This is a genomic window from Micromonospora sp. BQ11, from assembly GCF_052068135.1.
In the GTDB taxonomy this organism is placed as follows: Bacteria; Actinomycetota; Actinomycetes; order Mycobacteriales; family Micromonosporaceae; genus Micromonospora.
In genome coordinates this window covers 348,387-370,339 of the sequence record NZ_JBQHDB010000005.1, presented here as the reverse complement: position 1 = coordinate 370,339, position 21,953 = coordinate 348,387, and the positions used below count along the sequence as shown (strand labels likewise).

Annotated in this window: 21 protein-coding genes; 16 read left to right on the top strand and 5 right to left on the bottom strand. The window is 72.3% G+C overall.

Going from position 1 to position 21,953, the window contains the following annotated elements; translation table 11 throughout:
- Positions 1–393 precede the first annotated feature (393 nt).
- On the top strand, positions 394–2,547 hold the full coding sequence (gene helR, locus ACTMSW_RS13810; protein WP_441181065.1) for an RNA polymerase recycling motor ATPase HelR: 2,154 nt from the start codon (positions 394–396) through the stop codon (positions 2,545–2,547).
- Here helR and ACTMSW_RS13805 read toward each other — a convergent pair.
- Positions 2,534–3,148, bottom strand: coding sequence for a GNAT family N-acetyltransferase (locus ACTMSW_RS13805; RefSeq protein ID WP_441180985.1), 615 nt, complete (start codon positions 3,146–3,148; stop codon positions 2,534–2,536). The two genes, helR and ACTMSW_RS13805, sit on opposite strands and share 14 nt — an antisense overlap.
- Before the next feature lie 136 nt (positions 3,149–3,284).
- Between ACTMSW_RS13805 and ACTMSW_RS13800 the strand changes: the two genes are divergently transcribed.
- Genes ACTMSW_RS13800 through ACTMSW_RS13785 form a run of 4 tightly spaced genes read left to right on the top strand, consistent with a single transcriptional unit; the run spans position 3,285 to position 6,753 of the window.
- Entirely contained in the window at positions 3,285–4,028 is a 744-nt protein-coding gene (locus ACTMSW_RS13800; RefSeq protein WP_441180984.1) for a DUF1223 domain-containing protein, read from the top strand.
- Positions 4,025–4,912, top strand: a complete 888-nt coding sequence (locus ACTMSW_RS13795) for a redoxin family protein (RefSeq protein ID WP_441180983.1) — start codon at positions 4,025–4,027, stop codon at positions 4,910–4,912. The genes ACTMSW_RS13800 and ACTMSW_RS13795 overlap by 4 nt, the downstream gene beginning before the upstream one ends.
- A gap of 40 nt (positions 4,913–4,952) precedes the next feature.
- The gene (msrA, locus tag ACTMSW_RS13790) at positions 4,953–5,471 is read left to right on the top strand and encodes a peptide-methionine (S)-S-oxide reductase MsrA (protein ID WP_441180982.1); all 519 of its coding nucleotides are present in this window, start codon (positions 4,953–4,955) and stop codon (positions 5,469–5,471) included.
- A 52-nt stretch (positions 5,472–5,523) separates the two neighbouring features.
- Positions 5,524–6,753: an epoxide hydrolase family protein gene (locus ACTMSW_RS13785; RefSeq protein WP_441180981.1), complete on the top strand. Its 1,230-nt coding sequence runs from the start codon at positions 5,524–5,526 to the stop codon at positions 6,751–6,753.
- 21 nt (positions 6,754–6,774) lie between these two features.
- On the opposite strand, the gene ACTMSW_RS13780 is transcribed toward ACTMSW_RS13785, so the two are convergent.
- On the bottom strand, positions 6,775–7,230 hold the full coding sequence (locus ACTMSW_RS13780) for a pyridoxamine 5'-phosphate oxidase family protein (protein ID WP_441180980.1): 456 nt from the start codon (positions 7,228–7,230) through the stop codon (positions 6,775–6,777).
- Between the two features lie 346 nt (positions 7,231–7,576).
- Positions 7,577–7,987, bottom strand: a complete 411-nt coding sequence (locus ACTMSW_RS13775; protein ID WP_441180979.1) for a VOC family protein — start codon at positions 7,985–7,987, stop codon at positions 7,577–7,579.
- 217 nt (positions 7,988–8,204) lie between these two features.
- Here ACTMSW_RS13775 and ACTMSW_RS13770 point away from each other — a divergent pair, with 217 nt between their 5' ends.
- The 10 genes from ACTMSW_RS13770 (at position 8,205) to ACTMSW_RS13725 (ending at position 18,942) form a co-directional block, all read left to right on the top strand.
- On the top strand, positions 8,205–9,359 hold the full coding sequence (locus tag ACTMSW_RS13770) for a low temperature requirement protein A (RefSeq protein WP_441180978.1): 1,155 nt from the start codon (positions 8,205–8,207) through the stop codon (positions 9,357–9,359).
- 129 nt (positions 9,360–9,488) lie between these two features.
- Positions 9,489–10,445: an SRPBCC family protein gene (locus tag ACTMSW_RS13765; protein ID WP_441180977.1), complete on the top strand. Its 957-nt coding sequence runs from the start codon at positions 9,489–9,491 to the stop codon at positions 10,443–10,445.
- Positions 10,446–10,464: 19 nt separating this feature from the next.
- Positions 10,465–11,637 (top strand): zinc-dependent alcohol dehydrogenase, encoded by a 1,173-nt coding sequence (locus tag ACTMSW_RS13760; RefSeq protein WP_441180976.1) that lies wholly within the window; start codon positions 10,465–10,467, stop codon positions 11,635–11,637.
- 166 nt (positions 11,638–11,803) lie between these two features.
- Positions 11,804–12,418: a GNAT family N-acetyltransferase gene (locus tag ACTMSW_RS13755; RefSeq protein WP_441180975.1), complete on the top strand. Its 615-nt coding sequence runs from the start codon at positions 11,804–11,806 to the stop codon at positions 12,416–12,418.
- A 91-nt stretch (positions 12,419–12,509) separates the two neighbouring features.
- Positions 12,510–13,199 carry a 2OG-Fe dioxygenase family protein gene (locus ACTMSW_RS13750; protein ID WP_441180974.1) on the top strand — a complete coding sequence of 230 codons (690 nt, stop codon included), beginning with the start codon at positions 12,510–12,512 and terminating at the stop codon, positions 13,197–13,199.
- Positions 13,196–14,005, top strand: a complete 810-nt coding sequence (locus ACTMSW_RS13745) for a class I SAM-dependent methyltransferase (protein WP_441180973.1) — start codon at positions 13,196–13,198, stop codon at positions 14,003–14,005. Before ACTMSW_RS13750 ends, ACTMSW_RS13745 begins: the two co-directional genes overlap by 4 nt.
- Before the next feature lie 4 nt (positions 14,006–14,009).
- On the top strand, positions 14,010–15,344 hold the full coding sequence (locus tag ACTMSW_RS13740) for a diaminopimelate decarboxylase family protein (protein WP_441180972.1): 1,335 nt from the start codon (positions 14,010–14,012) through the stop codon (positions 15,342–15,344).
- A gap of 16 nt (positions 15,345–15,360) precedes the next feature.
- Positions 15,361–16,629 carry an MFS transporter gene (locus ACTMSW_RS13735; protein WP_441180971.1) on the top strand — a complete coding sequence of 423 codons (1,269 nt, stop codon included), beginning with the start codon at positions 15,361–15,363 and terminating at the stop codon, positions 16,627–16,629.
- A complete protein-coding gene (locus tag ACTMSW_RS13730) occupies positions 16,626–17,885 on the top strand; it encodes an ATP-grasp domain-containing protein (protein ID WP_441180970.1) in 1,260 nt (419 codons plus the stop codon). Before ACTMSW_RS13735 ends, ACTMSW_RS13730 begins: the two co-directional genes overlap by 4 nt.
- Positions 17,872–18,942 (top strand): GNAT family N-acetyltransferase, encoded by a 1,071-nt coding sequence (locus tag ACTMSW_RS13725; RefSeq protein ID WP_441180969.1) that lies wholly within the window; start codon positions 17,872–17,874, stop codon positions 18,940–18,942. The genes ACTMSW_RS13730 and ACTMSW_RS13725 overlap by 14 nt, the downstream gene beginning before the upstream one ends.
- Before the next feature lie 39 nt (positions 18,943–18,981).
- Here the strand turns inward: ACTMSW_RS13725 and ACTMSW_RS13720 are convergent, their stop codons facing one another.
- Positions 18,982–20,460 (bottom strand): glutamate--cysteine ligase, encoded by a 1,479-nt coding sequence (locus ACTMSW_RS13720; protein ID WP_441180968.1) that lies wholly within the window; start codon positions 20,458–20,460, stop codon positions 18,982–18,984.
- 186 nt (positions 20,461–20,646) lie between these two features.
- Between ACTMSW_RS13720 and ACTMSW_RS13715 the strand changes: the two genes are divergently transcribed.
- A complete protein-coding gene (locus tag ACTMSW_RS13715) occupies positions 20,647–20,985 on the top strand; it encodes a DUF3817 domain-containing protein (RefSeq protein ID WP_441180967.1) in 339 nt (112 codons plus the stop codon).
- Positions 20,986–21,013: 28 nt separating this feature from the next.
- On the opposite strand, the gene ACTMSW_RS13710 is transcribed toward ACTMSW_RS13715, so the two are convergent.
- A complete protein-coding gene (locus ACTMSW_RS13710) occupies positions 21,014–21,874 on the bottom strand; it encodes an alpha/beta fold hydrolase (protein WP_441180966.1) in 861 nt (286 codons plus the stop codon).
- Between the last annotated feature and the right edge of the window lie 79 nt (positions 21,875–21,953).

The window sequence follows — 21,953 nt, the reverse complement described above, 5'->3', positions numbered from 1 at the left end:
TCATTTCTTGTACGGCGTCCAGACACTAAAGCTCATATGCAGTGATGTCAATGTGTTCTGGAGGCGCGCCCGACATATCGGAGCTCACGGATGACTGCGGCGCTGGTTTCGCCCACCGCTCCCGCCGCCCGGCGACGACCTCCGGGCGGCGACTCGCAGCGTTCTGGACGAGGACGGCACCGGGGTGCGCGGCATGCCGCTGCTTCGCGAGGGGGTTGTCCGTCCAGCGGACGATGAAGGGAAAAGGGAGTGACTACTCCCTTCCACTCCTAACGTATAGCGCACCGGGGGGCTTGCCGCAAGACCCGGGTGGTGCCGCAGAATCACCGGCCAAGGCCGCTACCTGCGGAAACGGAAACCGTGCAACGGCGGCAGGAACGACCTCAGAACGGAATTGATGAATTGCATTCCCGTGCGTTCAACCTTCCCGAGCAGCTCTGCGCCAAGGCCGATCCGACGCTGATCGACCGCGACGAGCGGCACTTCGCGGCCATGGCCGAAAGCCTCCAGGAACTGCACGACGACCTGTCCCATCGCCTCGACGCCGCGCGCCGGGCACCCGGTGGCAAGGGCCGGCAGGCGGTGGACCGGGACATGGAGGTCCGCCGGTTGACCGCCCGCCTGCGCGCCCTGAGTCGCTTCGGTCTGGACCTGTGCATCGGACGCATGGTCGGCGCGGACGACCCCGAGCCCGTGTACGTCGGACGACGGGGCCTCACCGACGGCGCGGGTCGGCGGCTGCTGCTCGACTGGCGCTCTCCGGCGGCCGAGCCGTTCTTCGCCGCGACCCACGGCAACCCGATGGGCCTGGCGAGCCGCCGCAGGTATCGCTGGACCCTCGGGCGGATCACCGACTACTGGGACGAGGTGTTCACCCCGGACGGTCTGGAGGGGCACGCCGCCCTCGACGACCAATCGGCCTTCATCGCCAGCCTGGGCGGCAGCCGATCGAGCCGGATGCGGGACGTGCTCGGCACCATCCAGGCCGACCAGGACGCCATCATCCGAGCGGGTTCCCGCGGTGCTCTCGTCGTCGACGGCGGTCCGGGCACCGGGAAGACGGTCGTGGCGCTGCACCGCACCGCCTACCTCCTCTACGCCGACCCTCGCCTCGGCCACCGCCGCGGCGGTGTGCTGTTCGTCGGTCCGCACCAGCCCTACCTGGCGTACGTCGGCGACGTCCTGCCCAGCCTCGGCGAGGAGGACGTGCAGATCTGCACCCTGCGGGACCTCGTCGCCGAGGGCGCCGCGGCGACCGCCGAGACCGACCCGGAGGTGGCCCGTCTCAAGTCGTCCGCGGACATGGTGACGGCGGTCGAGGCGGCCGTGCGGTTCTACGAGGAGCCGCCGGCCAGGGGAATGACGGTCACCACCGACGACACCGACATCTGGCTGAGTGCCGAGGACTGGGCCGAGGCGTTCGCGGGGGTGGGACCCGGTACCCCGCACAACGAGGCGCGTGACGAGATCTGGGAGGAGCTGGTGACGATCCTGCTGGACCGGTACGACGGCGACGAGCCGGACGACCTGGTCCGCCGGTCGCTGCTATGGAACACGGAACTGCTCACGGCGTTCCACCGCGCGTGGCCGCTGCTCGACGCGGCCGACCTCGTCGGAGACCTGTGGTCGGTGCCCGCGTACCTGCGCCGGTGCGCGCCCTGGCTCAGCGTCGACGAGGTCCGGACGCTCCAGCGCGACGACGCCCGGGCGTGGACGCTGTCCGACCTGCCGCTCCTGGACGCGGCCCGGCAGCGGCTCGGCGACCCGGAGGCGTCCCGGCGCACCCGCCGGAACGACGCCGCCGTCGCCGTCGAACGGGAGCGCCGCGCCACGGTCGTCGACGAGCTGATCGAGGCACACACCTATGACGACGGCGAGGGTGTGCTGTCGAGCCTGCGCCAACTCGACCTCCAGGATGCCCTGGTCGACGAGGCCGGCCTGCCCGGCGCCGACGTGGACCGGTTGGCCGGCCCGTTCGCGCACATCGTCGTCGACGAGGCGCAGGAGCTGACCGACGCGGAGTGGCAGATGCTGCTGCTCCGCTGCCCGTCCCGCAGCTTCACGATCGTCGGCGACCGGGCCCAGGCCCGGCACGGGTTCACGGAGTCGTGGCAGGAGCGGCTGGAACGGATCGGGATCGACCGGATCACGCTGGCCGCCCTGAGCATCAACTACCGGACGCCGGAAGAGATCATGGCGGAGGCCGCGCCGGTCATCCGGGCCGTGCTGCCGGACGCCAACGTGCCCACCTCGATCCGGAGCAGCGACGTGCCTGTCGTCCACGGATGCGCCGCCGACCGGGACGCGATCCTCGACACCTGGCTCGCCGCGCACGCCGAGGGAAACGCCTGTGTCATCGGCGATCCCACCTTCGAGCCGACGTCCCGCGTCCGGTCGCTGACTCCGGTGCTCTCGAAGGGACTCGAATTCGACCTGGTCGTCCTCGTCGACCCCGAAACGTTCGGTACCGGCATCGAAGGAGCGGTCGACCGCTATGTCGCGATGACCCGGGCGACCCGGCAGCTCGTCATCCTCACGAGCGCCTGACGACCGTCCACATGTCGCGGGTCATCTCGTACTCGACCTCGCCCAGCTCCGTCCCGGGCAGCGGGTCGTCCCAGGACGGGATGAACGTCCGGACGTACCGCATGCCGATCGTCTCCATCACCCGCCGGGACCCGGTGTTCACGGCCATGGTCTGCGCGATCACCCTCCTCTGCCCGACGGTGTCGAAGGCGTGCCGCAGGAGGGCGCGCGACGCCTCGCTGGCCAGGCCCTTCCGCCAGTGCCGGCGGACCAGGCGGTAGCCGAGTTCGCTGACCGTCGGGTCGGCGGGCCGGTCGGGGCCGTGCGCGGGCGGAAGCATCATCAGCCCGACGAAGTCGCCGTCGTCCTCACCCGCCGGAGGCGTCGAGCCGGGCGCGCAGTCGTCGGAGCCGAACGCCATCCAGAAGCCCAGGTCGTCCCCCCGGGCGGCCAGGCCCATCCGCTCGGCGTGCGAGGCGGTCACCTCCTCCCTCGACCGCGCCCGGCCGTAGAGGTGGCGGAGCACCTCCGGGTCGGAGTCCAGGTGGACCTCCAGGTCGAGGTGCCGGTCGGCCAGCGGAACGAGCAGCAGGCGTGCGGTACGCACGGTCGGCTGGGGCATGCGGCAACGATCGCATGACTGGTTTGCGGGACGCGATCCTTTTTGTCGCAACCGGTCGGTCGGCAGAGGGGAATGGTCGCGGGCCTAACGGGAAGGGCAGGGGCCGCCAGCAGAGACTGACCGGGGAGGCGGCGCCATGACGGACACAGCGCGCACAGGGTCGGGGAGTGGACGTCCGGGAGAGGGCGGTGGCTTCGCCGTCGTGGAGATGTTCACCTCCCAGGGCTGCGACAGCTGCCCTCCCGCCGAGGAGGTGCTGTCCGAGATCGACCGCGACGCTCGCGAGCGCGGGCAGCCCGTGTACGCCCTCGGGTTCCACGTCGACTACTGGGACCACCTGGGCTGGGCCGACCCGTACGGCGACCCGGCGCACACCCTGCGCCAGGAGGCGTACGCGCGCGCCTTCGGCTCCGGAGGGTTGTACACGCCGCAGATGATCGTCAACGGCACCGTCGAGTTCGTCGGCTCCAACGACCGGGCGGCGTCGTCGGCGATCCGGGCGGCCCTCGGGGAGGCGGCCGCCACGTCGCTCACCCTGTCGGTCGAGAACTCCGACGGGGGCGACGGGGGTCGGCTGGCGGTGGACTACCAGGCCGAGCATCCGCCGGAGCAGGCGGTCCTGAACGTGGCCGTCGTGCAACGGGGCCTGGAGAACGACGTCCCCCGGGGCGAGAACGCCGGGCGCCGGTTGCGGCAGGACGGCGTCGTACGCGCCTTCACGTCCGCGAAGCTGGACATGGGGCGCGGGCGGGTCGAGATCACCGTGCCGCCGGACGTCGACCCCCGACACGCCTCGGTCGTCGGCTATGTGCAGAACAACGGCGACAAGTCCATCGTCGGCGCCGCAGCCGTGGACGTTGCGGCGGAAGCACGGACATGACCGTGCGGCTCCCTCCGATCACGGTCGAGCGGTGGGTGAACTCGCCGCCACTGACCCCCGACGACCTGCACGGCCGGGTGGTCCTGGTCGACATCTGGGAGTACACCTGCGTCAACTGGATCCGCACCGCGCCGTACGTCAAGGCGTGGCACCGCGACTACGCCGACCTGGGCCTGAGCGTCGTCGGTGTGCACGCGCCCGAGTTCGCGTTCGGCCGGCACGCCGCACACATCGACCGGGCCATCCGCGACCACGGCCTGACCTACCCCATCGCGCTGGACAACCGCTTCACGTTCTGGCGGGCCCTGCGCAACGACGCCTGGCCGGCGAAGTACCTCTTCGACGCCGACGGTCGGCTCGTCGACCGGTGGGTCGGTGAGGGCGACTACGAACGGGTGGAGTCGGAGATCCGCCGACTCGTCGAGGTCCGGGCACCCGGCACCGCGCTGCCGCCGGTCAGCCCCGAGGTGACGGCGTTCGTCACGACCGGGCAACCCACCTACGTCGGCATCACCCCCGAGACGTACCTCGGGGCCGACCGGGCCGTGCCGGGCACGTCCACCGTCGCCGGCGACTGGCGGAGCGAGGGCGAGTACGTCGAACTCACCGGCGGCAGCGGGGAACTCGTGCTGCCCTTCACCGCCGGCGAGGTGAACCTCGTCGTCGACCCGGGACCCACCGGGCAGGCCGCGATTCAGGTGCTGCTCGACGGGAACCCGATCGGCGAGGAACGCGGCCCCGACGTCGATCCGGACGCGGTGGCACGGATCGACCGGGCGGCCATGATCCGGCTCGTCGCCGACGCGTCCCGGGTCGACCACCTGCTGACCCTCGTCACCGACCGACCCGGATTCCGCGCGTACGTCTTCACCTTCGGCCCGTAGCGCGTGTCCTGACGATCGAGCACCTGGACGGAGTGGAGCGATGACCGACACCACCGAGAAGGCGATCCTGGCCGGCGGCTGCTTCTGGGGGATGCAGGATCTCATCCGGAAACGCCCCGGCGTGGTCGACACGAGGGTCGGATACACCGGCGGGGACGTGCCGAACGCGACGTACCGCAACCACGGCACCCACGCCGAGGCCATCGAGATCGTCTACAACCCGGACGAACTGTCCTACCGCGACCTCCTGGAGTTCTTCTTCCAGGTCCACGACCCGACCACGAAGAACCGCCAGGGAAACGACGTGGGTGTCAGCTACCGGTCGGCCATCTTCTACACCGACGACCAGCAGCGGAAGGTCGCCGAGGACACCATCGCCGACGTCGACGCCTCCGGGCTGTGGCCCGGCAAGGTGGTCACCGAGGTCAGCCCGGCCGGCCCGTTCTGGGAGGCCGAGCCGGAGCACCAGGACTACCTGGAACGCAACCCCGGCGGGTACACCTGCCACTTCGTCCGGCCGGACTGGAAGCTGCCCCGCCGGGGCGAGAGCGGCACCTGATTTCCAGCGCCTTCCGCTGGATCCGATCACGCCGAACGAGAAGGAGGCCCACGTGGCTGCCAGGACACAGACGCTGACCCGTACCGCCACCGACATCCGGCCGTTCCGGGTGGAGTTCTCCGAGGCGGACCTCCAGGACCTGCGGGCACGCATCGCGGCCACCCGCTGGCCGGAGAAGCAGACCGTCGACGACCAGTCGCAGGGTGTGCCGCTGGAGACGAGCCAGGCGCTCGCCGCGTACTGGGAGAAGGAGTACGACTGGCGCAAGGTCGAGGCACGGCTGAACGACCTGCCGAACTTCATCACCGAGATCGACGGGCTCGACATCCACTTCCTGCACATCCGGTCCAAGCACGACGACGCGCTTCCGCTCATCGTCACCCACGGCTGGCCGGGCTCGATCATCGAGCAAATGAAAATCATCGGCCCGCTCACCGACCCGACGGCGCACGGCGGGTCCGCGTCGGACGCCTTCCACCTGGTGATCCCGTCGATGCCCGGCTACGGCTTCTCGGGCAAGCCGACCACGCCCGGTTGGGGTCCCGAGCGCATCGCGAAGGCGTGGATCGAACTGATGAGTCGTCTGGGCTACTCGCGGTACGTCGCGCAGGGTGGCGACTGGGGTGCGCTCATCACCGACGTCATCGGCCTGCAGGCGCCGCGGGAACTGGCCGGCATCCACACCAACATGCCGGGCACCGTCCCGCCGGACATCGACACGTTGCTCCAGTCGGACATCACCGGGGCGGGCGACGCGCTGGCCGGGCTGCCGTCCGGCCTCTCCGTCGAGGAGCGGCGGGCGTGCGAACAGCTGCACTTCTTCTGGCAGCACTCCGCCTACGCGCTGATGATGGGGACGCGCACGGAGACGTTGACCGGGTTCGCGGACTCGCCGATCGCCCTGGCGAGTTACATGATCGACCACGACGCGGCCAGTCTGGAGCTGATCTGCCGGGCCTTCGCCGGAGAGCAGGTCGGCCTCACCCGGGACGACGTCCTCGACAACGTCACGCTCTTCTGGCTGACGAACACGGGCGTGTCGGCGGCGCGCATCTACTGGGAGAACAAGCTCTCCTTCTTCGCCGCCAAGGGAGTGACGGTCCCGGCCGCCGTGAGCGTCTTCCCGGACGAGCTCTACCAGACCCCGCGGAGCTGGGCCGAGCAGGCGTATCCCAACCTCATCCACTACAACCAACTCGACCAGGGTGGGCACTTCGCGGCCTTCGAGCAGCCGATGCTCCTGACCGAGGAGCTGCGCACCGCCTTCCGGTCGCTGCGCTGATCGAGCCGGCCCGGACGGCGGTCAGCCGAGCCAGCGGCCGTCGCGCATGAGGTCGCGTCCCCGCAGCTCGTCGGCCTCCCGCCAGGCCTGGACGCGCCGCGGCCGGATCCGGAAGTACTGGTAGGGCTCGTCGAGCCGGCGCGGGTCGAAGCCGGTCTTCGTCGCGAAGGCGTCGCCCGCCGCCGGGCCGAGTTCGGTGATGTCCACCGGCTCGGCGGTGCCGTCGACCATGACGACGTCGCGCGTCGGCCCGAGGCCGAGGCGTACCCGGCCGTCCGCCCGCAGGTTGCGGCCGGTCACCGAGTCGCGTGGCGTCGAGATGACGAGCGCGGTCCCGTCCCAGAGGTACGAGAGCGGGACGAGGTGGACTCCGCCCGGAGAGCCCGATGTCGCGACCCAGAGGTCGACGTCGCTCTCCAGCCTCGCGTGAGTGTCCCGCAGCCTCTGGTCGAGTCCACGCGGCGGTGTGCCCGTCATGCTTCCTCCGGTCATGTCGTGGGAGCCCCTCCCTGCGGGGAGGGGCTCCTCGCTGATCGTCGTCCGGTGCGGCGGACGTCTCGTGAGCGGCGCCCGGTGGATCAGGGGCCAGCGACGGGTCAGGGCGTGTGCGCCGGCGCTGTCGCCGGCCACGACCGGTTCGGGTCGGTGCAGGCTCCGGCGTCGCCGTCGGTCACGGGTCCGTACGCTCCGGCTTCGCCGGGGTCGGGACCCTCCGGATCGTCCCCGTGCGGTCGCGCGCGGTCGCGTCGGTGCTGGGCGGCCAGGGCCTGCCCCCAGGCGGGGCGACACACCAGAGAACTCCTTCCGTCGACGACCGGACCGGTCAGCGCAGCTCCTGGATGCGGACCAGGTTGCCCGCCGGGTCGCGGAAGGCGCAGTCGCGGATGCCGTACGGCTGCTCGGTCGGCTCCTGGACGACCTCGGCGGCACCGGCCTGCAGCTTCTCGAAGGTGCCGTCCAGGTCCCGGGTGGCCAGCAGGATCCAGCCGTAGGTGCCCTTGGCCATCATCTCGGCGATGGTGCGGCGCTCGTCCTCGGTGATCCCCGGATCGGCGGCCGGCGGGGCCAGGAGGATCGACGTGCCGGGCTGGTCGACGGGGCCGACGGTGATCCACCGCATCGTGCCCTGGCCGACGTCGTTGCGAACCTCGAAGCCGAGGACGTCGCGGTAGAAGGCCAGCGAGGCGTCCGGGTCGACGTGCGGCAGGAAGGTCGTGTGAATGGTGATGTCCATGACGATCAGGCTAGGTGCGGCGGTACGGCCGGCACTTCTCGATTCCTGATCGATCCGGCCCACGGCCACGCGCTCTCCGACACGCATCTCCGTCGATGTACCCCGTCAGGGTGAGTGTCGGATGTATCGGGTCCACGGTCCCCCGTGCCGCCGGGACAATCGGCGATCGCAGGGCGTGGACGTGGAGGACCGGGAAACGCCGGGAGGAGCAACCAGGGTGAGTCGTCCGGCCGCGCTGCTGAGACGCCGCGACGAACCACTTCAGGCGTCGTTCCTGGAACTCTTCTTCGACCTCGCGTTCGTCCTCGCGCTGCGGCAGATCTCGCTCGTCCTGCTGGCCGACACGAGCCTCGCCGGGGCGGCCCGCACCGCCCTGCTCCTGCTTCCGCTGTGGTCGGTCTGGGTGGTGACGGCCTGGTTCACCGACTGGTTCGCCCGCGAGCACCGCGCGGTGCGGGCCCTGCTCGTCGGCGCCACGCTCGGGGTGCTGCTGATGAGCGTCGCCGTGCCGGACGCGACGGGCAGCCGGGCGGCTCTCTTCGCCGGGGCGTACGTCGCGCTCCACGTCGGGCGGAGCATCGTCACGACCGTGGCGCTGCGCGGGCATCCCCTGCGCCGCCGTACGCTGCGGATCCTGATCTGGTTCGTCGCGTCCGGGATCTTCTGGTTGGTCGGGGCGGCCTGGCCGGCGGTACGGGTGCCGGCCTGGGTGGTGGCCCTGACGCTGGACTACGCGGCACCGCACCTGGGTTGGCCGGTCCCCGGACTGGGCCGGGCGCAGCACGGTGAACTGCGGCTGCGCGGCGGGCACCTCACCGAGCGGTTCCAGCAGATCTTCATCATCGCGCTCGGTGAGCTGATCATCGGGGCGGGTCTGGCGTACTCGGCGACCGAGCTGGCCCCGATGCAGTCCGCCGCCTTCCTTCTGGCCTTCACCGCCGCGGTGCTGGTCGGCCGGCTGTACACCGCGCCGGCCGGCCCGTCCCTGGGCGCCGCCATCGACCAGCGGGATCCGCTCCGGTTCGCCACCCTCACCGGGAACCTGCACCTGGTCATGATCGCCGGTGTGGTGGCCACGTCGGTGGCCGCCGACCTGGTGATCGCGCATCCCACCGACAAGGCGTCCGGTGTGGGGATCGCCCTGACCGTCGCCGGGCCCGTGCTGTTTCTCGCCGGTCGCGTCGCCCTGTCCGCGCTCATCTACCGCCGGCTGTCGTGGTACCGGTCGCTCGGGCTGGCCGCCCTGCTGGTCGTCGCGTTCATCGGGTCCGCGGCGCCGCTGCTCGGCGTGGCCGCGGCGAACGTCGTCGCCCTGCTGGTCGTGACGCTCCTCGACCGTCGCACGAAGTCACGGTCACGGATGAAGCGCTGATGCCTCCGCGGCCATTCGGCGGAATCGGGCTCGTCGGCCGAATCAGTCGCATAACGTCACGTGGCGGAACCATCGCCGGACCACGGGGCACTCGTGCCCGTGGTCCCGTGCCGATCGGAGGGCCAGAGGGTGGACGACGACGACGACGGCGTGCTGCTGCGCGAACTGGACGGACCGCAGCCCGCGATCCGGCTGCCCCGCGCCCTGGGCTGGCTGAGCCTCGCGATTGGCGGCGGCGCTCTCGCCGTACCCCAGCGCGTTGCCCGCCTGACCGGCGTGGACGACGTGCCGGCGGCACGGACCCTGGTCCCGGCGCTCGGCGCGCGGTACCTGGCCCACGGAGTCGGGCTGACCGCCGGTCGCCGGCCGGTCGGCGGAGCGTGGGCCCGGGTGGCCGGGGACGCGCTCGACCTCACCCTGCTCTCCCGGGCGATGGCCGACCGGCGCGGCGAGCGGCGACGCCGGCTGACGCTCACCACCGCCGTGGTCGGGGGAGTGGCCGCGCTGGACCTGCTCGCCGCCGTACGCGCTGGACGCGCCCGGCGGGCCTGGCGGCGGGTCATCGAGGTACGGGTCGCGGTGACCGTCAACCGCTCCCCGGCCGAGGCGTACCGGTTCTGGCGCGACCTGGAGAACCTGCCGCGCTTCATGTCCCACCTGGAGTCGGTCCGCACCGACGACCTGCGCCGGACCCACTGGGTCGCCCGTGGCCCGGCCGGCCGCTACGTCGAGTGGGACGCGGAGATCGTCGAGGACCAGCCGAACCGGCGGGTGGCGTGGCGGTCGCTGCCGGGCGCGCGGGTGCCGAACGCGGGCCGGGTGCGGTTCGAGCCGGCGCCCGGTGACCGCGGCACCGAGGTGCGGGTGCACCTGCGGTACGCGCCACCGGCCGGAGCCCTCGGCCGGGCGGTGGCCAAGCTCTTCGGAGAGGAGCCGGAGCAGCAGGTCCGCGACGACCTGCGCCGGTTCAAGCAGGTGCTGGAAGCCGGCGAGGTGGTGCGCTCCGAGGGCAACCCCGACGGCATATCGGTACGCCAGCAGGTCCACCAGCGTCCGGCGCAGCCGCTGCCGACCAGCCGCCGGTGACAACAGAGGAAGGCAACCGATGAGGGCCACCGCCTGGATGGGCAAGGACAAAGTCAAGGTCGTCACCGTGCCCGACCCCACCATCATGAACGCCCGGGACGCGATCGTCCGCGTCACCAGGACCGCGATCTGCGGCTCCGACCTGCACCTCTACCACGGCTACGTCCCGGCCATGCGCAAGGGCGACATCCTCGGCCACGAGTTCGTGGGCGAGGTCGTGGAGGTCGGCCCGCAGGTGCGCAACCTGCGCCGCGGCGACCGGGTCGTCGTGCCGTTCCCGATCGCGTGCGGGCACTGCAATTCCTGCCAGCGTGGGCTCTACTCGGTCTGCGAGAACTCCAACCCGAACGCCCGCGCCGCCGAGAAGATCATGGGCTACTCGCCGGCGGCCATCTTCGGTTACTCCCACCTGCTCGGCGGATACGCCGGGGGTCAGGCCGAGTACGTCCGCGTGCCGTTCGCCGACGTCGGGCCGCAGAAGCTTCCCGACGACGTCACCGACGACCAGGCGGTGATGCTCGCCGACGTCTTCCCGACCGGGTTCATGGGTGCGGAGATGTGCGACATCACCAGCGGCGACGTGGTCGCGGTCTGGGGGGCCGGCCCCGTGGGGCTGCTCGCCGCCGCCAGCGCGAGCCTGCTCGGCGCCGCCCGGGTGATCGTCATCGACCGGTACCCGTACCGTCTGCGGCTGGCCGCCACGCACGCCGGCGCGGAGACGATCAACTACGAGGACACCGACGTGCGGGACGCCCTCAACGAGATGACCGCGGGCCGTGGCCCGGACGCCTGCATCGACGCCGTCGGCCTGGAAGGACACCACGGCAACGCCGGTGTGTACGCGTACGACCGGGCCAAGCAGGCCACCCGCACCGAGACCGAGCGGCCGTTCGCGCTGCGGCAGGCCATCCTCGCCTGCCGCAACGGCGGGGTGGTGTCGGTGATCGGCGCGTACGGGGGAATGGTCGACAAGTTTCCGATGGGCGCCTTCATGAACCGCTCGCTGACCATGCGTACCGGGCAGTGTCACGTGCAGCGCTACACCCGCCCGCTCCTGGAGCGCATCCGGCGTGGCGAGATCGACCCGAGCTTCGTCGTGAGCCACCACATGAAGCTCAAGGACGCCCCCAAGGGCTACCGGATCTTCCAGAAGAAGCAGGACGAGTGCAGCAAGGTCGTCCTCACGGTGTGACGGCGTACGGGGGCCGGACCACGTCCGGGAAGGCGCGACAGCGCCGCGGCCGACGGGTCGGGCCGCGCCACCGCGGTCGAGGCCTGGGAACGTGTGGCGGGAGCTGGCACCGACGCCCGACAGCGCGGGATCGCGCACCGCGGTCGGGACTGGCTACGGTGGTCTGATGGCCAGGGGTGGCGGTCCTGCCGAGACCGGCGGAGAGGTCCGGCGCGACGGGGTCCGGCTGCGGCCGGTCACCGAGCCGGACCTGGCGATGTTCCGCCGGTTCGCCGTCGAGCCCGGCCTGGTCGGTCACGACTGGCACGGCTTCCGTGACCCGGGCGCGGCGGAACGCCGCTACGCCACCGACGGGTGGCTGGGGGAGAAGGACGGCCGGCTCGTCGTCGAGGTCGAGGCCGAGGAGGCCGCCGCCGGCTTCGTCGGCTTCCACCATGCTGTGTACGGCGGGACGGCGGGCTACTGGGAGATCGGCATCGCCCTGCTGCCACCGTGGCGGGGGCGGGGAATCGGATGGCGCGCGCAGGTGCTGCTCTGCGACTACCTGTTCCTGCACACCCCGGCGCAGCGCATCCAGGCCGGCACCCATCCGGAGAACGTGGCCGAGCAGCAGGCCCTGGAGCGGGCGGGCTTCCAGCGGGAGGGCGTCGTCCGCGCCGCCGAGTTCCGGGCTGGCCGCTGGTGCGACGGCCTGCTCTACAGCCGCCTGCGCGACGACCCGTCGCCCTGGGATCGGCCCGCCGAGCGGGAGTGGCCGACTCCGGGCCCCGAACACTTGTGAACGTCGATGACCGACCCATAGGATTCACGCATTGTTCGCCGGGGGGCTACAGCGGGCTACCCCGGTCGTCATCACGGGGAGCTGGCTTCGCATGGGTCTGAACGATCTCGGCTATGCCGTCATCGACACACCGCCACTGGACGACCACACGCTCACTCAATTCGAATCGCTGCCACTGGACCCGTACACGGGCTCCACGCAGCGCTACCGCCGTTTCTCGCAGTATCGGCTCTTCCACGACCGAACCTGGCGACTGGAGTTGCTGCCCGCCCGGGCGTTCACCCAGCCGCGCACGTACAACAACCTGGTCGGCGGCATGCTGCGCACCCTCGAGCCGCTCACCGTCGACCCCACGCCGCTCATCGCGGCCGGCGCGGAGGCACTCGGCCTGGACACCGGTCAGGTGTACCAGATCAACGTGCACCAGTGCCGGGTGATCTCCACGCCCGACGTCGCCGGCGTCGCCGCGCCCGAGGGCCCGCACCGCGACGGCCACGACTTCGGCATGGTCGCCGTCACCCGCCGCCACAACATCGCCGGCGGCGAGACCCAGCTCATGCCGCTGGGCGGTGGCGAGCCGTTCTTCCGCACCGTCCTGCGGGACGGGCAGGCCGTCGTGTTCGACGACACCCGGATGTTCCACCACGTCACCGACATCGAGCACCTCGACGGGACCGGCGGCCACCGGGACGTGTGGCTCGTCGCGGTCAACCGGTGGGCCAACCGCCGCTACGGCGAGGAGTACGAGGCGCAGGCGCTGGCCAGCGCGGAGTCGGCATGAGCGGGCGGACGCTCGCCGAACGCCGCCACGACCAACGCCATCCGCCCGCCGCCCGGCCGGTCTACGACCGCATCGGCGTCGGATACTCCCACGTCCGCCGACCCGACCCCCGCTGGGCCGCCACGATCCGGCACGCCGTCGGCGACGCTCGCACGGTGCTCAACGTCGGCGCCGGCAGCGGGGCCTACGAACCGGTGGACCTGGCGGTGACCGCGGTCGAACCCTCGGCGGTGATGCGGGCCCAGCGCCCCCCGTCCGCACCCCCGTGCGTCGCCGGTCGGGCCGAGGACCTGCCGTTCGACGACGACAGCTTCGACGTGGCGATGGCGGTGCTCACCGTGCACCACTGGTCCGACCTGGAGGCCGGGCTGGGAGAGCTGCGGCGGGTGGCCCGGCGGTTCGTCGTCGTCAGCTACGACATGGCCGTACAGGGACAGTTCTGGCTGACCCGCGACTACATTCCCGAGATCGAGCAGGCCGAGCGCGCCCGCGTGCCCGAGCTGGCCCACCTGGCCGACCTGCTCGGCCCCGCTGAGATCAGCGACCTGCCGATCCCGGCGGACTTCACCGACGGGTTCATGACCGCGTTCTGGCGCCGCCCGGCCGCGTACCTCGACGAGCAGGTGCGCCGCGCCTGCTCGGCCTTCGCCCTCACCGACGCCGCCGCGGTCGCCCGGGGCATCGACCAGTTGCGCGGCGACCTCGACGACGGCACGTGGGCCGACCGGTACGCACCCCTGCTCGACCTCGATCAGATCGATGCCGGATTCCGGCTTCTCACGGGCGTCTCGCCGCGCCGGGAGTGACCACATGACCGACTGGGACCACGCCCGCCTCGCCGACGTGGCGCGCCGCCACGGCACCCCCGTGCACGTCTTCGACGCCCAGCGCCTGGACGACGCCGTGGCCCGGCTCCACGAGGCGCTCGGCGCGCTCGATCGTCCGACCCGCGTCTACTACTCCGTCAAGACCAACTACCTGCCCGCCCTGTGTCGACGCCTGGCCCGCGCCGGCCAGGGCGCGGACGTGGTCTCCGGGTACGAGATGGAGGCCGCCCTGGCGGCCGGGTTCCCGCCCGCCGACATGGTCTTCAACGGTCCCATGAAGACCCCCGACGAGCTCGCCCGCGCCCACGCCCTCGGCATCGCGGTCAACATCGACGCCGCCGAGGAGGTCGACGCTCTCGCCGCGATCGCCGATGGTGCGCGACCCGCCGCCGTCGGCATCCGCATCTCACCCGGCCTGCCGGTCTCCACCTCGGTCGACCCGTCCTACCGGGCGCAGACCGCGGGGGCGGCCCGTCGCAACCGCTTCGGCTGGCCCGCGGGCTCACCCCAGCTCGCCGACCTGCTCGACCGCATCGCCGCCCGGCCGCAGCTGCGGCTGACGGCGGTGCACGCGCACCTGAGCAGTCAGATCGTGCACGACGACCTCTTCGGTCAGGCGCTGGACGTCGTGTTCGCCGCGGCGGCCGGCCTGCGCGACCGCTTCGACATACAGGAGGTCAACATCGGCGGCGGCTTCGGCGTGCCCGGCATCGTCCGGCCCCGCACGGGACCGCTGTCGGCGCTGTGGGCGGCGTCCGGCGGCCCCGTGCCCGCCGACCCGGAGCCGCGGCTCGACCTCGCGGCGTTCCTCACGACGGTCGACAAGCAGATGCGCGCGCACGGGCTGGCCGACACGACGCTCGGCTGCGAACCCGGCCGCTGGCTGGTCTCCGACACCATGGCCCTGCTGACCAGCGTCGTGACCGCCAAGCACCTGCCCGACGCGCGCTGGCTCATCCTCGACGCCGGCAACAACGTCGCCCCGTGGTCCGGCACCGGGGAGCGGCACCGGCTCGTCCCGCTCGGTCGCGTCCACACCGAGCGGACCAGTTCGTGGTCGGTGGCCGGGCCGCTGTGCTACGAGAACGACATCCACGGGACCGACGTCGACCTGCCCGCCGACCTGCGCGCCGGCGACCTGCTCTGCCTCCACGACACGGGCGCCTACTCCCTGGGCCGCAGCAACAACTTCATCCGCACGCGGGCGGCCGTGGTGGAGATCGACGGCGACCGCGAGCGCCTGGTCTGGCGCCGTGAGTCGTACGCCGACGTGTTCCGGTTCGCCACCGACCTCGAGCAGGCGGACCCCGTCCCATGACCCGCCACCCGGCCCCGTGAGCCGCTACCTGGCCCTGCTACGGCTGCCCGGCGCGCTGCGGGCCGCCCTGCCGGCCGCCCTCGCCCGCCTCGCCGTGAGCATGATCAGCCTCGCGCTCCTGTTCGCGCTCGTCGGCGCCGGCCACACGTACGCGGTCGCCGGCGCCGTCGGCGGCGCCTATGCCGTCGGGATGGCCGCCGGCGCGCCGATCTGGGGCCGCGTCGCCGACCGCCGGGGCCCCAGCCTGCCACTGGGGCTGTGCGGGCTCGCCGTGGCCGCGCCCCTGGCCGCGCTCGCGGTGTGGCCCCGGCAGGCTCCGCCCCTACTCATCGCCCTGGCGCTGCTGTCCGGCCTGCTCTCCCCACCGGTCGGTGCGAGCATGCGGGCGCTGTGGACGACCCTGACCCCCGACCCCGCCGCGCGCACCACCGCCCACGCGCTGGAGGCCACGCTCAGTGAACTGCTGTTCGTCGTCGGTCCGGCGGCCGTCGGCGGGCTCGCCGCCTGGGGCAGCCCCTCCGTCGCCCTGGTGGCCTCGGCGACGCTGCTGTCGACCGGGGCGACCGGCTTCGCCCTGTCCCCGGCCGTACGCGCCAGCCGCCCCGCCACACCCGCGCGAGGCGGCGTGAGTGGCACCCGGCCGCGGCTCTACCGGCCCGGCGGCCTGGTGGTACTCGCCGCGATCGGGCTGACCGCCGCCCTGTCCAGCGCCCTGGCCGTCGCGGTCACCGCCTACATCTCCACCGGCGGCCGGCCGTCCTCCTGGGCCGGACCGATCATCGCCCTCGAATCGGTGGGCAGCGTCGTCGGCGGCCTGTGGTACGGCGCCCGCGTCTGGCGTGGCGAACCGGTCCGCCGTTACCTGTGGCTGCTGGCCGTCCTCGCCGCCGGGGCGGCGGCCCTGCCGCTGACCGTGCTGGTCACCGGACCTCTGACCAGCCCGACCGGGCTGGTGCTGGTGGCGGCGCTGGTGCTCGTCGGTGGCATCCCCATCGCGATCGTCGGCACCGAGGAGTTCTCCCTCATCGGGGACCTGTCCCCGGCCGCACGTCGTACCCAGGCCTTCGCCGGGGTCGGCAGCGTCATCGCCGTGGGGTCCGCGGCCGGCACCGCCGCCGCGGGCGCGGTCGCCGACACGCTGAGCACGAGGGATGCTCTCTTCCTCCCGGCGGCCTGCGTGATACTCGCCCTCGTCCTGGTCGCGGCCGCACGCCGCGTCCTGCGCTCCGACCTCGCCGCCGCCGTGACCGCCGCGGCGCACCACCGTGAAAGGATCACCGCATGACACCGGGTGTCGTCGCCGTGGTGGAGACGCAGCTGTCGAACTTCGGCCTTACCCCGCTGCGCGCGGCACACGACCTCGGCTACCAGACGATGCTGCTGAGCAACGACCCCGACCGCTACCGGGTGGTCGCCCTGGCCGACGAGGTCTTCGACCGGCACGTCGACCTGATCGCCACGGCCGACACGAACTCCACCGACGCGGTCGTCGAGGCGCTCACCCCGCTGCACGTGCAGGGGCGGCTGCGGGGGGTCATGACCGTCACCGACTACAACCTGCCGCTGGTCGCCGACGTGGCCGCCTACTTCGGCCTGCCGGGCCTCGATCCCCGGGCCGCCCGGACGTGCCGCGACAAGCTGCTGATGCGGCAGGCCCTGGCCGCGGCCGGGGTGGCCGTGCCGCGCTTCCGCAACGCCGTCGACCTGACCGACGCGCTGGACGCCGCCGCCACGTTCGGCTATCCGTGCGTCGTCAAGCCGATGACCGAGTCGGCCAGCATCGGCGTCAGCCTGTGCCGCGACGCCGACCAGGTACGGGCGGCCTTCGAGACGATCGCGTCCGTACCGGTCAACTTCCGTGGCCAGCCCCGCCGCCCCGGCGCTCTCGTCGAGGAGTACCTGGTCGGCTACGAGGTCAGCGTCGAGTCGATTCAGGATGGTGGGCGGCGTGACGTCATCGGCGTGACCGACAAGACGCTCAGCCCGCACCCGTACTTCGTCGAGACCGGCGACATGTTCCCGTCCATGCTGTCGGACTCGGTGAAGGCGGCCGTCGTCGACACCGCGACGCGGGCGCTGGACGCCGTGGGCCACGACTTCGGCGCCGCCCACGTCGAGATCAGGGTCACCGCCGACGGGCCCAGGGTCGTCGAGGTCAACGGGCGCATGGGCGGCGCCGAGCTGCCGCAGATGATCTACGAGGCGACCGGCATCGACCAGCAGCGCGAGCTGGTCCGCCTGCACTGCGGCGAGCGGGCCGACCTGACCCGCACCCGCGCCCGCGCCGCCGTCTCGCGCTGCTTCGTCGCCTCCACACCCGGCGTCTTCCGCGGCCTGACCGGTCTGGACCTCGCCCGGCGCATCCCCGCCGACATCCACCTCGACATCGAGGTGCGCCCCGGCGACACGGTCGGCCCGGCCGAGAGCAACCTCGACATCCTCGGCTGCCTCATCGCCGTCGCCGACACCGTCGGCGACGCCGTGCGCAGCGCCGAGGCCGCCATGAACCAGGTGCGGATCGACCTCGATGAGCTGGGATGACCTGTTCCCGGTGCGCGGCATGTTCGCCGGCAGCGCCTGGTGTCGCCACGCCGACCGGACCGCCGACCGGCCCCCGGCCCACGTGACGGTGGGGGCCCACGGCGCGCTGCCGTGCTACCCCCTGGACGCCGCCTCCCCGTACGTGTTCTGTCGCACCGACCAGGTCGTCGCGGAGATCGCCGAGCGGACGACCGGCACGGTCCCCGCCTGGGCGGCCGACCTGGCACCCACCCTGTCCTGCGGCGGCCGCAACCCCGGCCACAGCCGCCTCGGTGTGCACCCCGACCTGGTCCCGGCCGCGCGGGACGCCGCCCTCGACACCCTCGTCGGCCTGGCCGAACGGCGGGCCCGCGACCTCGATCTCGCCTCGGTCGGGTTCCTCTACGTCGACGCCGACGACCAGCCCTCCCGTGCGGCGCTCCGGCGCGCCGGCTACACCGAGCTGCCCTCGGAGACCGCCTACCTGCTCGACGTTCCGCCCGGCGACTTCGGCGCCTACCTCGCCCGGTTCGACTACCGCCACCGCACGAAGATCAACCGGGACCTGCGGGCCCTGCGGGAAGGCGGTGTCACCTACCGCGAGACCGCCTTGTCCGAGGCCGTCGTCGGCCAGCTCGTGCCACTCGAGCAGGCGCTCTACCGTCGCCACGGCACCGACGCCGATCCGGCGACCCTCGCTCGGGTGCTGCACAGCATCGCCGTCCACCTCGGTGACGACGCCCGCGTCCTGCTGGCCGAGATCGACGGCGCGATCGCCGGGTTCGTCCTCGTGCTGCGCCGCGGTCGCGAGCGGTACGCACGCCAGGCCGGCTTCGACTACGCCCGTCAGGGCCGGCTACCGCTGTACTTCGGTCTGGTCTACTACGAGCTGATCCGCTGCGCCCAGCTCGACGGCGTCACCACCGTCCACTACGGCACCGGCGCGGACCGGGCGAAGCTGTCGCGGGGCTGCCGGGCGCTGGCGCAACTGGCGTACGTCAAGGCCTTCGACCCGGCGCTGCAGGCGCGCCTCGCCGACCTCGCCGAGCGCGGCCGTCGGGCACCGGCCACGTCGTAGTCCGGCGTCCGGGGGTGCCTCGGGTGTGTGCGCCGCTGCTCAGGGCAGCGGCCACTCGTGCACCGGGCGGTTGCTGTGCATCAGCGTCACGTAGTGCCGGACCACCTCGCGCAGCGCCTCCGGGCGGTCCAGGTGGTCGGCGGACTCCAGCCGGTGCAGGGTCTCCACCTGCCAGCTCGCGCCGTTGCGGCCGGTGAGGCACCGCTGCTCGATGATGCCGAGCAGCCGGTCCCGCTCCGCCGGGTCGAGACCCCACCGGTCCAGCCCGTGGTGGGCCAGCGGGAGCAGCCGCCGCAGCACCAGCTCGGTCACCGGCAGGTAGCCCAGGCCCGGCCAGAACACCTGCGCGTCGATGCCGTACCGGGAGCAGGCGGTGAAGTTCTCCTCGGCGGCGCTGAACGACATCTGCGACCACAGTGGCCGGTCCGCCTCGGCGAGCGCCCGGACCAGCCCGAAGTAGAACGCGCCGTTGGCGATGGTGTCGACCACCGTCGGACCGGCCGGCAGCACGCGGTTCTCCACCCGCAGGTGCGGTCGCCCACGCAGCACGTCGTACACCGGGCGGTTCCAGCGGTAGATGGTGCCGTTGTGCAGCCGCAGCTCACCGAGCTTCGGCACACCGCCGGCGTGGAGGGTCTCCGCCGGGTCCTCCGGGTCGCACACCGGCAGCAGCGCCGGGAAGTAGCGCACGTTCTCCTCGAACAGGTCGAACACCGTGGTGATCCAGCGTTCGCCGAACCACACGCGGGGGCGTACGCCCTGGGCCTTGATCTCCTCGGAGCGGGTGTCGGTGGCCTGCTCGAACAGCGGCACCCGGGTCTCCCGCCACAGCTCTCGGCCGAAGAACAGCGGCGCGTTCGCGCCGAGCGCCACCTGGATGCCGGCGATGGCCTGGGCGGCGTTCCAGTAGTCGGCGAACTGGTCCGGTGAGACCTGGAGGTGGAACTGGGTGCTCGTGCAGGCCGCCTCCGGGGTGATCGTGTCGGCGGTGACCGCGAGCCGCTCCACCCCGTTGATGGCGATCCGCAGGTCCTCGCCACGGGCGGCGAAGATCTGCTCGTTGAGCAGCTTGTAGCGCGGGTTGCCGGACAGCGTCTCCGCGGTCAGGTGCTCCGGACGCAGCGTCGGCAGGATGCCGATCATCATCATGTGCGCGCCGACCGTGCGGGCCTTCTCCTCGGCGGCGTTGAGGCTCGCCCGGACCTGCTCCTCGAACTCCGCGGTGCCCGTGCCGGCCAGCCGGCGCGGCGCAACGTTGATCTCCACGTTGAACTGGCCCAGCTCGGTCTGGAAGTCCGGGTCGGAGACCGCCGCCAGCACGTCGGTGTTCTTCATCGTCGGCATGAAGTCGTCGCCGACCAGGTTCAGCTCGATCTCCAGCCCGGTCATCGGCCGGTCCACGTCGAACCGCGACTCGCGCAGCATCTCGGCGAAGACGTCGAGGCAGCGGCGAACCTTGTCACGATAGCGGGCCCGGTCCTCCCGGCTGAACGTCCGAACGCCGACTTCCTCGCCCATGGTCACCACCCTGTCACCGCTGGTACCCCCTAACCTCGCACGTGACACCCGGTGGGGGAAAGACCCGAAGTTCTCTCCACGTACCCACGGAGGGCCCGGGTGATCCCTGTCGCGCCCCGGCCGGTCTTACCGGTCCGCACCGCCGGACCCGGCTAGCATGGCCGCGCGAGAGGTGGGGGAGCGGCGATGCGCGAGAAGGTGACCCGGTTGTTCGTCGTGGCGGCGATCGCCGAGGCGATCTCCTGGGCGGCCCTGCTGGCCGGGATGGCGGTCAAGTACGGCCCGCCCGCCAACGAGCTGGGCGTGCAGGTCTTCGGCCCGATCCACGGCGGGCTGTTCGTGGCGTACGGCGTGCTGGTCCTGGCGGTGGCCCGCCTGCACCGGTGGAGCCTGCTGACCACCGGCGTGGCCCTGGCCTGCGCGGTCCCACCCTTCGCCACCCTGGTCTTCGAGCGCTGGGCGCGGCGCCGCGGCCTGCTCCGGTCGGCGCGGGAGTCGGTCCGCGAGGCCACGCCCGTCGGCTGACGGGTCCGTCGACGGGTCGTTCCGGGCTTCAGTCGGCCAGGAAGTCCGCCAGCGCGGCGGCGAGCTGCTCCGGCGCCTCCTCGGCCATGTGATGCCCGGAGTCGATCGCGCCCGACCGGACGTCGTCGGCCCAGTCGCGCCAGATCGCGGTGGGGTCGCCGTAGAGGTCCACCATGTCGTCGCGCGTCGACCAGAGGAACAGCACCGGGCAGGTGATCCTCCGCCCGGCGGCGCGGTCCGCGTCGTCGGCCGCCCGGTCCGGGCCCAGCCCGGCCCGGTAGTCCTCGCACATCGCGTGCACGGCCGCGGGATCGTGGATGGCGCGGTGGTAGTCGGCGTACGCCTCCTCGCCCATCTGCTCGGGCGACCCGCCGTACCAGGCGTCCGGATCGGCGTTGATCACCCGCTCGGCGGGCTTTCCGGTCTGCCCGAGGAAGAACCAATGCCACCAGCGGGCGGCGAACCGGGCGTCGCAGCGCGCCAGCGCCTCGCCGATCGGCACCCCGTCCAGGACCGCGAGCCGCGAGACCCGGTCCGGGTGGTCCAGCGCCGTCCGCATCGCCGCGTACGCGCCCCGGTCGTGGCCGACGACGGCGGCCCGGTCGTGCCCGAGCCGGTCCAGCAGCGCGACCACGTCGGCGGCCATGGCCCGCTTGGCGTACGTGGTGTGCTCGGGCGTGCTCGGCGGCTTCGACGACCCGCCGTAGCCGCGCAGGTCGGGGCAGATCACGGTGTGCCGTGCGGCGAGCAGCGGTGCCACCCGGTGCCAGGTGGCGTGGGTGCGGGGATGACCGTGCAGCAGGACGACCGGCGGGCCCGAGCCGCCGTGGCGGACCCGCAGCCGTACCGGGCCGACGTCGATCTCCTCGAGCGCGAAACCGGGGAACATGTCGGGCCGCGTTGCCCACCCGCGGGACGGCCGAAACGTTCGCGTCGCGGCGTTAAGAAGGGACCCGGCTACAACGCCA

Excerpts from the sequence above, each read along its gene's own strand:
- ACTMSW_RS13775 (WP_441180979.1), bottom strand. The coding sequence starts at position 7,987 with ATGGACATCACCATTCACACGACCTTCCTGCCGCACGTCGACCCGGAC.
- ACTMSW_RS13710 (WP_441180966.1), bottom strand. The coding sequence starts at position 21,874 with ATGTTCCCCGGTTTCGCGCTCGAGGAGATCGACGTCGGCCCGGTACGG.
- ACTMSW_RS13800 (WP_441180984.1), top strand. The coding sequence starts at position 3,285 with ATGACGGACACAGCGCGCACAGGGTCGGGGAGTGGACGTCCGGGAGAG.
- ACTMSW_RS13720 (WP_441180968.1), bottom strand. The coding sequence starts at position 20,460 with ATGGGCGAGGAAGTCGGCGTTCGGACGTTCAGCCGGGAGGACCGGGCC.
- ACTMSW_RS13745 (WP_441180973.1), top strand. The coding sequence starts at position 13,196 with ATGAGCGGGCGGACGCTCGCCGAACGCCGCCACGACCAACGCCATCCG.
- ACTMSW_RS13805 (WP_441180985.1), bottom strand. The coding sequence starts at position 3,148 with ATGCCCCAGCCGACCGTGCGTACCGCACGCCTGCTGCTCGTTCCGCTG.
- ACTMSW_RS13795 (WP_441180983.1), top strand. The coding sequence starts at position 4,025 with ATGACCGTGCGGCTCCCTCCGATCACGGTCGAGCGGTGGGTGAACTCG.
- msrA (WP_441180982.1), top strand. The coding sequence starts at position 4,953 with ATGACCGACACCACCGAGAAGGCGATCCTGGCCGGCGGCTGCTTCTGG.
- ACTMSW_RS13725 (WP_441180969.1), top strand. The coding sequence starts at position 17,872 with ATGAGCTGGGATGACCTGTTCCCGGTGCGCGGCATGTTCGCCGGCAGC.
- ACTMSW_RS13750 (WP_441180974.1), top strand. The coding sequence starts at position 12,510 with ATGGGTCTGAACGATCTCGGCTATGCCGTCATCGACACACCGCCACTG.
- ACTMSW_RS13755 (WP_441180975.1), top strand. The coding sequence starts at position 11,804 with ATGGCCAGGGGTGGCGGTCCTGCCGAGACCGGCGGAGAGGTCCGGCGC.
- ACTMSW_RS13715 (WP_441180967.1), top strand. The coding sequence starts at position 20,647 with ATGCGCGAGAAGGTGACCCGGTTGTTCGTCGTGGCGGCGATCGCCGAG.
- ACTMSW_RS13740 (WP_441180972.1), top strand. The coding sequence starts at position 14,010 with ATGACCGACTGGGACCACGCCCGCCTCGCCGACGTGGCGCGCCGCCAC.
- ACTMSW_RS13780 (WP_441180980.1), bottom strand. The coding sequence starts at position 7,230 with ATGACGGGCACACCGCCGCGTGGACTCGACCAGAGGCTGCGGGACACT.
- ACTMSW_RS13730 (WP_441180970.1), top strand. The coding sequence starts at position 16,626 with ATGACACCGGGTGTCGTCGCCGTGGTGGAGACGCAGCTGTCGAACTTC.
- ACTMSW_RS13760 (WP_441180976.1), top strand. The coding sequence starts at position 10,465 with ATGAGGGCCACCGCCTGGATGGGCAAGGACAAAGTCAAGGTCGTCACC.